Below are 13061 nucleotides of genomic sequence, written 5' to 3'. Positions count from 1 at the left end.
CGGCGTAAATTTGGGGGGGAATTCGCGAGCTTGTTTCGTCATTCCGATGTTGCGAGCGCCTCAATCGCTGCCGAACCTAGATCTTCATCTGAACCAATGACGCTTACAGTTTTGCCCGTTAGCGGAACGAATCCGCTCTTGACGCCTTCATTTCGTGTCGGGATCAACCTTACCGTTGCCTCACAGCTCGTTTCGACCTCTACGCATTTAGCTGCTTTCAAGAATCTGCCGAACGATTTTACCCCCGCGCGAACGAGCACTGGATCGAATAGGTTTGTGAACGACCTCGGGTGCGGGACATTCTCGCAAGATGCTGCCAAGCACTCCCTAATCGCGCGGCCTACTTCTCCGACATCGGTCTTGTCGATACTCAAAACTGGAGCATTGAGAATTCAAAGCCCTACAGTCGTCTTTGATGAACTGTGAACGTAAAGCATACCCTCACGCTCACAGATTGTTGCGGCTTTCATTCAGACTCGCCTTGCTCGCGGTACTTCTCGCTCAACGAAAAACGCCGGCGCTTGGGCGCCGGCGTTGTTTTCAGAAATTCGCGTGCTCGCAACGATCTCAGTCGAAGAGGCTCGAAACCGACTCTTCCTGGCTGGTGCGGCTGATGGCTTCGCCAAGCAGGCCAGCGGTGGTGATCACGCGGATGTTGTGGGCGGACTGGACGGCCGTGGTCGGCTGGATCGAGTCGGTGATGACCAGTTCCTTCAGCATCGACGAAGTGACGCGGGCAACCGCGCCGCCGGACAGAACGCCGTGGGTGATGTAGGCCGTGACGCTGGTTGCGCCGTTCTTTAGGAGCGCTTCGGCCGCGTTGCAGAGTGTGCCACCCGAGTCGACGATGTCGTCGATCAGCAGGCAGTCCTTGCCCTTCACGTCGCCGATGACGTTCATGACTTCCGATTCACCGGGACGGTCGCGACGCTTGTCGACGATGGCCAGCAGACAGTCGAGGCGCTTGGCAAGCGCGCGGGCGCGCACCACGCCGCCGACGTCGGGCGAAACGACCATGACGTTCTTGAGGTCGTAGTTTTCCTTGACGTCGCGCGCCAGGATCGGGATCGCATAGAGATTGTCGGTCGGGATGTCGAAGAAGCCCTGGATCTGCCCGGCGTGAAGATCAAGGGTCAGAACGCGGTCGGCGCCGGCTTCGGTGATCAGGTTGGCGACGAGCTTGGCGGAGATCGGCGTGCGCGGACCGGCTTTGCGATCCTGGCGGGCATAGCCGAAATAGGGAAGCACTGCGGTGATGCGGCGAGCGGAAGAGCGGCGCACCGCGTCGATCATGATGAGCAGTTCCATCAGGTGATCGTTGGTGGGGAAAGAGGTCGACTGGATGATGAACACATCCTCGCCGCGCACGTTTTCGCCGATCTCGACGAAGATTTCCTGATCGGCGAACCGGCGTACCGCCGCTTTGCCGAGAGGCAGGTTGAGATAGTTGCAGATCGCTTCGGCCAGCAGCCGGTTCGAATTGCCTGCGAAAACCTTCATTGACGGACCGCCTTGAGCTGGCGCGGTCACCGTCCGGTACTTTTCCGGGAGCGGTGTGTTCCGCGCAGATTCCGAGAGCCATTCCAATCGCGGACATTCTTTGCGGATGGCCGCCGTTCAGAGCTGATCGGCCGCTTTTTAGCGAGACTGAACTTGAATGCAAGGGGAATGCTGCGCCGCGAAGGCCAATATCCTAAAAACTTTGCATCAACCGGCCTGAGATTGCCGCCATTCGAGGTAGGCGTTGATGGTTTTCGTCGCGATTCCCTGCATGGTTGCCGCCGGGACTCCGCTCCACAAGTCGGCGCCGCCGCCGGGAACCGAGTCCTGTCCCTGGATACGGTGCAGGCGGTTTCCGCTGCCGTCGAGCACATCCCAGACATAGACGACGGTGGTCTTGTCGCCGTCTTTGAGCGTCGAGAAGTAGCCCTTGAGGATATGTTCGCTGCTGGCATCGCCAGAGCCCTTGATCGTCAGGCCGTGTGCGCGCGCTTCGGCCCCAAGCTGCTTGGAGAGCGGCGTGACCGCCTGGACCGGTGCGCCGATGATCGGCAGGAACCGGATCGTGCCGCTGGCGGCGGCACTTGCCTTCGGCAGCGAAGCGACGCTCGGCTCGTTCTGGATCTCTTCGGCAGCGGCTGCGGTCTGTTGCACTGGCGTCTGTTGTACCGGGGGCGGTTGGTTCTGGATCGTGTTCTGGACGGGTGCTGAACCGGCGGCAAGCCGGCTTGCCTGGGCCTCGAACGTGCCGGCCGGATCGGTATAGGTCGCATCGCCGCTGGCATAGGCCGTCGGCGTGTTCGAAGGGGCCGGCTGAGGAGAGTAGGCGGTGGTCTGGCTGACGGGTTCGCGCTGCACTGGGGCGACGGCGGTCTCAGCCGACATGGCGTCGAGGTCGGATTGCGTCACCGGCGGCGAGCGAAAGGTTCCGGCGCCGACGTCGACCTGCGGCGTCAGCATGTCGGTGCTGTTGCAGCCAGCCAGGGCGACGAGGAGTCCGAGGCCAACGATAGGCGTGGTGAGCTTTCGCATGTTCAAACCGTCCGTTTTCTTCGCGGCAGTTTTTGAAACGTCTCCTGTCGTCTGCCAGTTCAAAGCAATTCTAGGCGGATTTCCCTAAGCAGAAATGAAGTCCAGGCCATAGCGCGACAGCGGGCGCGGAGTATCCGTGGTGGTGAGGTAGGTCTGGCCGAGGGTCATGGCGGTGCCGCTGTCGGAATCCATGATGATCATGTGCACGAACAGCGACATGTTCGGCTCGATCTCCTGCGGGTTGCCGAGATGGAACATCTGGTGCTCCATCCAGGAGGGCGAGAAGCGGGCGCCGAGCGAATAGCCGCAGGCGTTGAGGCGGTGACGGGCGAGGCCGCGCTCGTCCATGATCTTGGCATGCATGTCGAAGACGGTGCCGAAGGTGTTGCCGGGACGAAGCACCATCTCGATCGCCTGGATGGTTTCGCGGCAGGCGCTGTAGAGTTCGCGGTGACGGTTGGTCGGTTCGCCGATGACGACGGTGCGCATCATCGCCGCATGATAGTGGGCGCTGACGCCGGCCCATTCGAGGGTGAGCTGGTCCTGGCTGTCAAGCACGCGGCGCCCGGACTTGTAGCGGCAGAGCAGCGCGTCGGCGCCGGAGCCGATGATGAATTCGTTGGCCGGATAGTCGCCGCCGCCGGCCAGAATCTTGCCCTGCATCGCGGCGAGGATGTCGGCTTCGTTGCCGCCGGGACGGATCAGCGGCAGCGCGGCGTCGAGCGCATCGTCGGCCAGGCTTGCTGCCTTCTCGACATAGGCGATCTCGGCGTCGCTCTTGATGAGGCGCAGACGGCTGACGAGGTACGAGGCGTCGATTATCTCGCCGAAGGTCTGGATCTGGCGGTCGAGCAGTCGGGCGACGCGGCCGGTCATGCCGTGCGTATCGTATTCGACGCCGATGCGGCAGCCGAGCAGGTCGAGTTCGCTCAAGAGGTTCTTGAGATCCAGGGTCGGATCGGCATTGGCCCGGTCCACCCAGATCTCGATGCGTTCGATATTGGAGGTGTGGCGTGCCTGGCGCAGGTCGGCCGAGCGCGTCAGCAAGACCATCGAGCCGTCTTTCTTCACAACCAGCGTCTGGAAGAAGCAGTAGCCGAAGGTGTCGTAGCCCGTCAGCCAGTACATGCTCTCCTGGGCGAAGAGCAGCACGGCATCGAGCTTCTCCTCGCGCATCTTCTCCGTCAGCCGATCGAGGCGGCTTGCATATTCTTCCTGGGCAAATTGAAGCGCCATGTCAGGTCCCCCGTATGCAAATGGCGGAAATCTGCCGGCCGTAGTCCGGTTCCTGCCTGTGTGTCGTCCGACGGTAGGAGAAGAAGCGCTCCTCGTCGGCATAGGTGCAGATATCGAGATTTTCGGCTGCTACGCCTGCTTCGGTCAACCGCTTGATCGTGAGACCCGGCAGGTCGAACATTGCGTGGCCGTCGCGGTCTGACGGCCTGAAATAGGTTGCGTAGCTGTCGTTCGCCGAGACGAAGCGCTCGACGAATTCGGCACCGACTTCGTAGTTGCGATGGCTGATCGACGGGCCGAGGCAGGCGACGATGCGATCGCGCCGGGCGCCGAGCGAGACCATCGCGTCGACGGTGCTCTCGAGCACGCCGCCAAGCGCGCCCTTCCAGCCGGCATGGGCGGCGCCGATGATATTGGTTTCTGCGTCGGCAAAGAGGATCGGGCCGCAATCGGCCGATAGCACGCCGAGCACGATACCGGGCGTCGCCGTCACCAGCGCATCAGCCTCAGGGCGGCTACCGTCATAGCTTTCGTCGACCACGATGGCGTTGGGGGAATGGACCTGATGAACCGTCGCCAGCCGTTCCAGCGGCGCGCCGAACCAGCCCGCGACGCGGGTGCGGTTCTCGTTGACATGGGCTCTTTCGTCCTTCGAACCGAGGCCGACATTGAGGCCGCGATAGAGCCCTTCGGAAACGCCGCCCTGGCGGGTGAAATAACCGTGGGCGATTGCCGGCCCGGCCTTCTCGCCGAAAAGCGAGCTCTGCACGGGAGAAAGCGCGGCGTCATGCTGCATCGGTATATTTGCCTTTGCTTTATGAATAAATTCAATGGGTTTGGGGGCGCGCTCCGGCCCGGCGACTGGCGGCTGATTTGCCGGCGCGATGTTGACCCGCGATGGCTGGGCTGTCAATTCCCGAACGATAGGGGGAGCCAGCGGCCTGTGATTTCGAGGGGCAGTCATCGCTCGGCCACCGCCGCTACGCGCTGACGAAAACGCCTTCCTTCGACGCCCGCATCTGCACGAGGCCCGCGGAAAAACAAGAGGTCGGGATGGCGCCTTACCTGCAGGCTTTTGAGCGACGCTGCGTGCAATCTTTGCGTGGGGCTCTGCATAAGAGTATTATCTAATATAGCAAGAAATGCTTGTGCCTTCGGGAGGAGCATATGAAGCGAAGAACCCATATCGAGGGACGGATTTCGCGTCGCAAATTCCTGGGCGGTGCGGCAATAGCGGGGGTCGCAACGGTCGCCGCGCCTAGCGTTGTCAAGGCGCAGGGGCCGATCAGCATGCGCTGGCAAAGCACCTGGCCATCCAAGGACATCTTTCACGAATTCGCGCTCGACTTCGCCAGGAAGGTCAATGATATGACCGGTGGCGATTTGAAGATAGAAGTGCTGCCCGCTGGTGCCGTGGTGCCGGCCTTCGGCCTGCTCGACGCCGTATCGCAAGGAACGTTGGACGGCGGTCACGGCGTCCTCGTCTACCATTACGGCAAGCAGGCGGCGCTCGCGCTATGGGGCTCTGGCCCGGGTTTCGCCATGGATGCCAACATGCTGCTCGCCTGGCACAAATACGGCGGCGGCAAGGAACTACTCGCAAAACTGTATGAATCCATTGGCGCCAACGTGGTCTCGTTCCCCTATGGGCCGATGCCGACCCAGCCGCTTGGCTGGTTCAAGAAGCCAGTCGCAAAGCCCGAGGATCTTCAGGGCCTGAAGTTCCGTACCGTGGGCATCTCGATCGATGTCTTCACCGGCCTCGGCGCGGCGGTCAACGCGCTGCCGGCCGGCGAAATCGTTGCGGCGCTCGATCGAGGCCTGATCGACGCGGCCGAGTTCAACAACGCCTCGTCCGACCGGGTGCTCGGTTTCCCGGATGTATCGAAGATTTGCATGCTGCAGAGCTACCACCAGAATGGCGAGCAGTTCGAAGTGATGTTCAACAAGCCGAAGTACGACGGTCTACCTGATCAGATGAAGGCGATCATCACCAACGCCGTCGAGGCGGCATCTCAGGATATGGCCTGGAAGGCGATCGATCGCTATTCCACGGACTACCGGGAGATGCAGACCGTCGACAAGGTCAAGTTCTACAAGACCCCGGAGGCAATTCTCAAGAAGCAACTGGAGGTCTACGACGAGGTGGTGAAGAAGAAGGCAGCGGAAAACCCGCTGTTCAAGGAAGTGCTCCAGTCCCAGCTCGTTTTTGCCGAGCGGGCCACGCGCTGGGAACAGGACACCGTCGTCAGTCGGCGGCTGGCATTCGACCACTACTTCGGACAGGACGGCGTGGCGAAGGATCTCTGAGGCACGGCCGCTTCGCGTCAATCAGACGGGATTCAGGCGGAAGACCGGCTCATCTCATTTCGCACATCGGAGACAGTCGAAGGATCACACTATTCGATAAATCAAAGCGTTACAGCGAACTCTGTGCGTTCTTGAAAGGCGCGCCGCTGTAGCGCCCCTCTTGCAGCGGGGGGCATGCGTGAACGTTCAGCATTTTCTGCTCAGGGTCGATGCGACCAGCGTGTGGATCGGTAAAGCCGCAGCCTGGCTGATTATCGGGCTGATGACGATGGTCTGCGTAGAGGTCGTCAAACGCTACATCCTGAACATGCCGACGGCCTGGATATTCGATGCCAGCAACATGTTCTATGGCTCGCTGTTCATGCTCGCGGGGGCATACGCCTTGGCGCAGAATGCTCATGTACGCGGCGACTTCCTCTACAGCTCCATGAGGCCGCGCACGCAAGCCGCCCTCGATCTGGTCCTCTACGTCCTCTTCTTCCTGCCCGGCGTCGCCGCGCTCGTTTACGCCGGCTACGATTATGCAGCACTTTCCTGGCGGATCGGCGAGCATTCGACCGTGACGGCGGAGGGGCCGCCTATCTACTATTTCAAAACCGTCATTCCGGTCGCTGGCGGTTTCGTCCTGCTTCAGGGGCTGGCCGAGATCACGCGCTGCATCGTTTGCCTGCGGACCGGCGAATGGCCAAGTCGGCTCAAGGATGTGGAGGAGCTCGACGTCGTCGCCGAGCAGCTTGAGCACAGCGAGCATGTCGACGCGGAAACGCGCGAGGCTGCGATCGAGCGTGCGCAGGCGATCGACAGGGCGGCGCGGCAACGGGGAATGGGGGGAGACGGCGAGACGTGAGCGATCCACTCCTCGGACTGACGATGCTGATGCTCATCGTGGTGGTCATCATGATGGGGTTTCCGACGGCGTTTACGCTGATGGGGCTTGGCATGCTCTTCGGCTTCTACGCCTTCTACAATCCGGCCGAGCACTGGATCGACAATCGCGTCTTCGACCTGATGGTGCAGCGTACCTATGGGGCGATGACCAATGACGTTCTGATCTCGATCCCGTTGTTCGTGCTCATGGGCTACGTGATGGAGCGGGGTGCGCTGGTCGACAAGATGTTCTACAGCATTCAGCTCGCATTCAAGCGGGTGCCTGCGTCGCTCGCCGTCGCTACCCTCATCGTCTGTACCTTCTGGGGCATCGCCAGCGGCCTCGTCGGTGCGGTGGTCGTGCTGATGGGCGTGATTGCGTTCAATCCGATGTTACGCGCCGGCTATGACGTGAAGCTTGCCTCCGGTGTGATCACGGCGGGCGGTACCCTCGGCATTCTGATCCCGCCCTCGGTGATGATCATCGTCTATGCCGCAGTCGCGGGACAATCCGTTGTCAAGCTCTACGCCGCTGCCATGTTCCCCGGGTTTTTCCTCGCGCTGCTCTACCTCGCCTATATTCTCGGCTGGGCGCTCATCAGCCCCAAGATCGCTCCGCCGCTGCCTGCGGAGCAGACCAAAGTGCCCGTCAGCGCGTGGATGCGGGGCCTGCAAGCGTCGTACTCGCACAACATGCTGGCCGGGCTCTCTCGCGCACTAGTCTCACCGGCAAGGGCGCTGGCTCTCGAAACCGAGGAGGGGTCTCTCACCTATTGGGCTCTCGTCAAGAATTTCTGCGCTGCCTTGGTCCCGCTAGCACTGACGGCTTTTACGATGGCGCTCGTATGGTGGTATGTCGTCATCCATCCGCAGGCATCGGCGGAGGCGGAGGCGCCAGAAGGGCTGGAACAGCTCGGGGCACCGGCGGCGGATGCCGCGCCGACCGCGATCAACGGGCCGGCGACAAGCTTCTACGTGTCCTTCTGGTTGATTGCCACGATCGCTGCGGTGGTGCTCGTCCGCTACTACCGCAATATGAGTGCGGAGCGGCTGCAGGTGGTGAAGCTTTTGATCTCCTCCGTCATGCCGCTCGCCATCCTCACCATAGTCGTGCTCGGCGTAATCCTCTTCGGGATCACCACGGCGACCGAGTCTGCGGCCGTCGGCGCGGCGGGGGCTTTCCTGCTCGCATTCCAGGCCCGGACGCTCAACTGGAAGCGCACAAAGGAAGCGGTGTTCCTGACGGCGAAGACAACGGCCATGGTGTGCTGGCTCTTCGTGGGCTCGGCCTTGTTTTCTGCCGTCTTCGCCATACTTGGCGGCCAGGCGCTGATCGAGCAATGGGTGCTATCGCTCGATCTGACGCCGGTACAATTCATGATTCTTTCGCAGGCGATCATCTTCCTGCTCGGCTGGCCGCTCGAGTGGACCGAGATCATCATCATCTTTGTGCCGATTTTTCTGCCGCTGCTAAAGCACTTCGACATCGATCCGGTGATTTGGGGCGTTCTCGTCTTCGTCAACCTGCAGGCGGCATTTCTGTCGCCCCCAGTCGCGATGTCAGCTTTTTATCTGAAGGGTGTCGCGCCGCCGCATGTGACGATCAACCAGATCTTTGCGGGCATGATGCCCTATATGCTGATCGTCGTGCTCTGCATGGTCATCATGTATCTCTGGCCCGGGATAACCCTCTGGCTCCCGAACTATCTTTACGGCTGAACCGTGCGCTACTGCATATTTCCTTAAATCCTAGCCGATTTAAGGATAAAAACATGCAACAACTCAAAGTGCCACAGCGACCTTTGCGCGTCCGATAAGACGCGCGGCGCTGTAGGCTGTGCGCTCAGGGCTTCGGCTTGCGGAAGGGCGACAGCGGCACCGGAGGGCTGCTCACGGCGAGAACCTTGAACAATTCCCCCATTTTTCCGACACCGGCGCCGGCGAGCCTTTCCACGTCCTGGCGAATGCCCTCTTGGGTGAGCGCATCCTTGTCGCGACCGAGTGCCGCGGCGCGGTCCAGCAGACCGAGACCGACCAGGAAATCGCCCTGGTGCGCAAGGCCGTTGATCTGCACGTCGTCGGTCTCGGCGCGGCGGGCGAGCTGCTCGAAATCGACATGGCTGGTGAGATCGGCCCGGCCCGGATTGGCGAGTGGCGGATCATATTCGTGATCGCGAACGGCCTGCAGCGTATCGCCATAGCCGGTGGCAAGATGGCCGTAATCGATGATCACGGCGGTGCCGCCGCTGATCTTCAGCCGCTCGCAAAGGGCGGACATGACAGCATCGCGGGCAGGGGCGATCTCGAAGATCGTGCCTTTGGCCAAACCCTGCGCCGGCGTCGGCAAGAGGCCCGGATCGATGCCGGCGACGCCGGCAGCAAAGGTCAGTTGGTCATCGGCATCAAGCCCGACCATGCGCTCGCGGAACCCTTGCGCGGTGCGCACGAATTGCCGGATCGGAATGGCATCGAACAGCTCGTTGGCGGCAAGCAGCAGGAAGCCATCGGGCAAAGTCTCGAAGCTTGCATGCCACTCGACCTTGTTGCCATGGGCGACCAGGGTTTCGGACTGGATCTTGCGCAGGCGCTCGCTGGTCTCGACGAGATGCACGCTGGCAGAGGCATAGAGCTCGGGTGCGAGGCGACGCACCACACGCAGCATGTCGGCCATCATCGTGCCGCGGCCGGGGCCGACTTCGGCGATCAGCGCGCCTTCGGGCTTGCCGTGTTGCTGCCAGGCGTGGACGAGAAAGACGCCGATCATCTCTCCGAAGAGCTGGCTGATCTCCGGCGCCGTGGTGAAATCGCCCTCTTTGCCGAAGGGTTCATGAACCCGGTAGTAGCCGTGTTCAGGATCCGCGAGGCAAAGCGAGAAGTAATCGGTGACGCTGATCGGCCCGTGAGCCTTGATCAGCGCCTTGATCTTGTCCGCAAGTGGTGTCGTCATGCCTTCGTCCAGTTAGCGGGAGGCGGCCGGAAGCCGCACGCCCTTGCCTTATCCGCTCTCAGGCAGCTGCACGCCGCGCCCGGGTTATCGCCCAGATGCCGGCGAGCGCCATCGGCAGCGAAAGCAGCATGCCCATCGTCAGCCAGCCACCGACAAGATAGCCGATCTGCGCGTCCGGTTCGCGGAAGAATTCGACGAAAATGCGGCTCAAGGCATAGCCAAGCACGAAGGTGCCGGTGACGAGGCCCGGGGATTTCAACGCCTGGCGACGGTAAATGAACCAGGCAAGCACGCAGAGAAGCACGAGGCCCTCGAGGGCTGCTTCATAAAGCTGGCTCGGGTGACGGGCAAAGGGCCCGCCGGTCGGGAAGACGATTGCCCAGGGCATCGACGAGAGGCGGCCCCAGAGCTCGCCATTGATGAAATTGGCAATGCGGCCGAAGAACAGGCCGATCGGGACGACGGCCGCGACGATATCGAACAGGCTCCAGAGAACGATGCCGTTGCGCCGCGCGAAGATGATCATCGCGAGCGTCGTGCCGAGGAAGCCGCCGTGGAACGACATGCCGCCGTTCCAGATCTCAATGGCGCGGATCGGATTGGCGAGAACGGAGCCGAGGTCGTAGAAGAGGATGTAGCCGATGCGGCCTCCGAGCACGATACCGCCGGCCGCCCAGAGCAGGAAGTCGTCGAGTTGCTGCAGCGTGACCGCCGGGGTCTCGTTGCGCCAGAGCGCGTTGTTCATCGCCAGGCGGCGCGCATAGAACCAGCCGATCAGGATGCCCGCGACATAGGCGAGCCCGTACCAGTGGACGGCGAGAGGCCCGATCTGGAAGATGACGGGGTCGATTTCGGGGAAGGGAAGGATGGCGAGACGGGTCGCTAGAGTTTCCAAGATATGTTCTCGTGCCTATTTCTCGTGCAGGGCCGATAGTTTCGGCGGAACATGGCGAGCGATTTCCGCCGGGTCAAGGCGCCGATGGGGGCGCTTCGGACACAGCGACGTGATTTGGCATGTGATTTTCCTTGCATCCGCTCGCCGCTGACCCTACCTGAAATTCATGACCGCATCGCAATGCGAGGCGATGGCTGAAATGGAGATCGCGACGATGAGCACAGGCGCTAACCGCATTCTGGATGACTTTGCCAAGATCATGACCGATGCCGCAGGTGCCGCCCAGGGCGTGCGCCGCGAGGTCGAGACCGCCTTCCGCGCACAGGCCGAACGCGCACTGAACTCGCTCGACGTGGTCAAGCGCGAGGAGTTCGAGATGGTCAAGGAGATGGCGATCAAGGCGCGCGAGGAAAACGATGCGCTGCTCGCCCGCATTGAGGCTTTGGAAGCGCGTCTCGCCGAGGCCGGCAAGTAACGCGATTCCGCCGAAATAACGGTATTTTGGCGTTTTTACTTCGCCCGCGAACTGGTTTCGCGGGCGTTTTGCTGTCGTTAATCCTGGATCGATTGAAACGGCGTTAAGGCTGGTTAATAAAACCTGAAAAGTTTTCCACCTGTGGACACTGCCAAAAAACCCTTATGGCAGAGTCAGTTAAGCTCTCGCGCTTCATCCAAATGACAACGTGGACGCGATTCATCCCGGCTATTTTTCGGCCCGGGGGCTGGCAGCCTGACTCCGCCATTATACACTGATTTTAAATGATGATTCGAAACGAACCACGCAAGCTCCGGGCAGGGTAAGTCAGCCAGGATGGATGTGAGTTCAGCAATCATAGTGTGTTTGTAATCGGTGTTGGGTTTGCAGCGTTGCGTCTTGTGAGCGTGATGATGCACGTCTGCGCCACACCTATACAGGGTGATGCATGAGCCTTTTGGAAATGGAAGTCGAGCGCCAATCCAACCCGGTCGATATGATCGAGTTCGTGGCCGCAAATAACGACTGGTCGTTCGAGCGATCCGGCGAAGACGAAATCGCCATGACGGTCGAAGGCAGGTGGGCAGACTACCACGTTTCCTTCTCCTGGATGGAGGAGTTCGAGGCTCTGCACCTTGCCTGCGCCTTCGACATCAAGGTGCCGGAAAGCCGGGTCAACGAAGTCATCCGCCTGCTCTCCCATATCAACGGGCAGGTGCTGATGGGCCACTTCGACCTGTGGCGCCAGGAGGAAGTGGTGATCTTCCGCCAGTCGCTGCTGCTCGCCGGCGGCGCCGAGCCGACCAATCAACAGGTCGAAGTTCTGCTTTCGAGCGCACTCGACGCTTGCGAATCCTATTATCAGGCGTTTCAATTCGTCGTCTGGTCCGGCATGGACGCGCAGCGCGCCGTCGATGCGGTCCTGTTCGAAACGGTTGGAGAGGCTTGATCATGGCGAATGCCGCTTCCGGTCCCATCGTCCTCGTCGGCGCCGGCAATATGGGCGGCGCCATGCTTTCCGGCTGGTTGAAGAGCGGCGTTAGGGGTGCTGACGTGCTCGTCGTCGATCCCGGCCCGCCACCGGCCATGGCCAAGCTCATTGCCGACAACGGCGTGACATATGCGACCTCGGCGCCATCAGGCGTTCAGGCCGGCGTGGTCTTCCTCGCGGTCAAGCCGCAGGTGATGGACGCCGTGCTGCCGCCGTTGAAGCCGCTCGTCGGTCCGGATACCGTCATCGTTTCGGTAGCCGCCGGCAAGACGCTCGCCTTCATCGAGACGCACTTGGGTGCTGCGGCCACGGTTCGCGCCATGCCGAACACGCCGGCGATGATCGGCCGCGGCGTTACCGGTGCCTTTGCCAATGCGCGCGTCAGCGAAGCGCAGCGTGCCCAAGTTCACGATCTGCTGAAGGTCAGCGGGCCCGTCGAATGGGTCCGGACCGAAGCCGAAATCGATGCGGTAACCGCGGTTTCGGGCAGCGGTCCGGCCTATGTCTTCTACCTCGTCGAGTGCATGGCGGAGGCGGGCCGCAAGGCCGGCCTCGAGGCGGACCTCGCCATGCGGCTCGCGCGGGAAACCGTCGCGGGCGCTGGCGAATTGTTGCATCAGTCCCCCGACGAGGCGGCACGGCTGCGCCAAAACGTGACCTCGCCCGGCGGTACGACAGCGGCAGCGCTCTCCGTGCTGATGGCCGACGACGGCATGCAGCCGCTTTTCGACAAGGCGATCGCCGCAGCACGCAAACGGGCGGAAGAGCTGGCGGGCTGAGCTCACGAAACGCTGGTGCCGTAATGGCG

Annotated in this window: 12 protein-coding genes; 6 read left to right on the top strand and 6 right to left on the bottom strand. The window is 61.6% G+C overall.

Going from position 1 to position 13061, the window contains the following annotated elements:
• Positions 1 to 567 precede the first annotated feature (567 nt).
• The 4 genes from ACTJKE_RS19945 to pgeF form a co-directional block, all read right to left on the bottom strand.
• The gene (locus ACTJKE_RS19945) at positions 568 to 1500 is read right to left on the bottom strand and encodes a ribose-phosphate pyrophosphokinase (protein WP_057253136.1); all 933 of its coding nucleotides are present in this window, start codon (positions 1498 to 1500) and stop codon (positions 568 to 570) included.
• Positions 1501 to 1707: 207 nt separating this feature from the next.
• On the bottom strand, positions 1708 to 2532 hold the full coding sequence (locus ACTJKE_RS19940) for a hypothetical protein (RefSeq protein ID WP_057253137.1): 825 nt from the start codon (positions 2530 to 2532) through the stop codon (positions 1708 to 1710).
• An 84-nt stretch (positions 2533 to 2616) separates the two neighbouring features.
• Complete coding sequence (locus tag ACTJKE_RS19935) at positions 2617 to 3768, bottom strand: M24 family metallopeptidase (RefSeq protein ID WP_057253138.1); 1152 nt, start codon at positions 3766 to 3768, stop codon at positions 2617 to 2619.
• 1 nt (position 3769) lies between these two features.
• Positions 3770 to 4564, bottom strand: coding sequence for a peptidoglycan editing factor PgeF (gene pgeF / locus ACTJKE_RS19930; protein ID WP_113511302.1), 795 nt, complete (start codon positions 4562 to 4564; stop codon positions 3770 to 3772).
• Between the two features lie 371 nt (positions 4565 to 4935).
• On the opposite strand from pgeF, the gene ACTJKE_RS19925 reads away from it, so the two are divergent.
• From ACTJKE_RS19925 to ACTJKE_RS19915, 3 genes are all read left to right on the top strand, one after another.
• On the top strand, positions 4936 to 6078 hold the full coding sequence (locus tag ACTJKE_RS19925; RefSeq protein ID WP_057253140.1) for a TRAP transporter substrate-binding protein: 1143 nt from the start codon (positions 4936 to 4938) through the stop codon (positions 6076 to 6078).
• A gap of 178 nt (positions 6079 to 6256) precedes the next feature.
• Positions 6257 to 6925 (top strand): TRAP transporter small permease subunit, encoded by a 669-nt coding sequence (locus ACTJKE_RS19920; protein ID WP_057253142.1) that lies wholly within the window; start codon positions 6257 to 6259, stop codon positions 6923 to 6925.
• Positions 6922 to 8664 carry a TRAP transporter large permease gene (locus tag ACTJKE_RS19915; protein WP_057253144.1) on the top strand — a complete coding sequence of 581 codons (1743 nt, stop codon included), beginning with the start codon at positions 6922 to 6924 and terminating at the stop codon, positions 8662 to 8664. The genes ACTJKE_RS19920 and ACTJKE_RS19915 overlap by 4 nt, the downstream gene beginning before the upstream one ends.
• Before the next feature lie 124 nt (positions 8665 to 8788).
• On the opposite strand, the gene ACTJKE_RS19910 is transcribed toward ACTJKE_RS19915, so the two are convergent.
• Entirely contained in the window at positions 8789 to 9892 is a 1104-nt protein-coding gene (locus ACTJKE_RS19910) for a class I SAM-dependent methyltransferase (RefSeq protein ID WP_440692198.1), read from the bottom strand.
• Positions 9893 to 9950: 58 nt separating this feature from the next.
• Positions 9951 to 10787, bottom strand: coding sequence for a prolipoprotein diacylglyceryl transferase (lgt, locus tag ACTJKE_RS19905; protein ID WP_113511299.1), 837 nt, complete (start codon positions 10785 to 10787; stop codon positions 9951 to 9953).
• A gap of 214 nt (positions 10788 to 11001) precedes the next feature.
• On the opposite strand from lgt, the gene ACTJKE_RS19900 reads away from it, so the two are divergent.
• The 3 genes from ACTJKE_RS19900 to proC all read left to right on the top strand — a co-directional run bounded on the left by ACTJKE_RS19900 (position 11002) and on the right by proC (position 13032).
• Positions 11002 to 11262 carry an accessory factor UbiK family protein gene (locus tag ACTJKE_RS19900; protein ID WP_057254338.1) on the top strand — a complete coding sequence of 87 codons (261 nt, stop codon included), beginning with the start codon at positions 11002 to 11004 and terminating at the stop codon, positions 11260 to 11262.
• A gap of 448 nt (positions 11263 to 11710) precedes the next feature.
• Positions 11711 to 12211 carry a YbjN domain-containing protein gene (locus ACTJKE_RS19895; RefSeq protein WP_113511298.1) on the top strand — a complete coding sequence of 167 codons (501 nt, stop codon included), beginning with the start codon at positions 11711 to 11713 and terminating at the stop codon, positions 12209 to 12211.
• A gap of 2 nt (positions 12212 to 12213) precedes the next feature.
• Positions 12214 to 13032: a pyrroline-5-carboxylate reductase gene (gene proC, locus ACTJKE_RS19890; RefSeq protein WP_113511297.1), complete on the top strand. Its 819-nt coding sequence runs from the start codon at positions 12214 to 12216 to the stop codon at positions 13030 to 13032.
• Positions 13033 to 13061 lie beyond the last annotated feature (29 nt).

This window comes from Ensifer sp. 22521 (assembly GCF_052044795.1).
GTDB lineage: Bacteria > Pseudomonadota > Alphaproteobacteria > Rhizobiales > Rhizobiaceae > Ensifer.
This window is presented reverse-complemented; position numbering and strand designations above follow the sequence as displayed.

Bases quoted from the DNA above. Each gene is read 5' to 3' on its own strand.
- ACTJKE_RS19945 (WP_057253136.1), bottom strand. From the start codon at position 1,500: ATGAAGGTTTTCGCAGGCAATTCGAACCGGCTGCTGGCCGAAGCGATC.
- ACTJKE_RS19940 (WP_057253137.1), bottom strand. From the start codon at position 2,532: ATGCGAAAGCTCACCACGCCTATCGTTGGCCTCGGACTCCTCGTCGCC.
- ACTJKE_RS19935 (WP_057253138.1), bottom strand. From the start codon at position 3,768: ATGGCGCTTCAATTTGCCCAGGAAGAATATGCAAGCCGCCTCGATCGG.
- pgeF (WP_113511302.1), bottom strand. From the start codon at position 4,564: ATGCAGCATGACGCCGCGCTTTCTCCCGTGCAGAGCTCGCTTTTCGGC.
- ACTJKE_RS19925 (WP_057253140.1), top strand. From the start codon at position 4,936: ATGAAGCGAAGAACCCATATCGAGGGACGGATTTCGCGTCGCAAATTC.
- ACTJKE_RS19910 (WP_440692198.1), bottom strand. From the start codon at position 9,892: ATGACGACACCACTTGCGGACAAGATCAAGGCGCTGATCAAGGCTCAC.
- ACTJKE_RS19900 (WP_057254338.1), top strand. From the start codon at position 11,002: ATGAGCACAGGCGCTAACCGCATTCTGGATGACTTTGCCAAGATCATG.
- ACTJKE_RS19895 (WP_113511298.1), top strand. From the start codon at position 11,711: ATGAGCCTTTTGGAAATGGAAGTCGAGCGCCAATCCAACCCGGTCGAT.
- proC (WP_113511297.1), top strand. From the start codon at position 12,214: ATGGCGAATGCCGCTTCCGGTCCCATCGTCCTCGTCGGCGCCGGCAAT.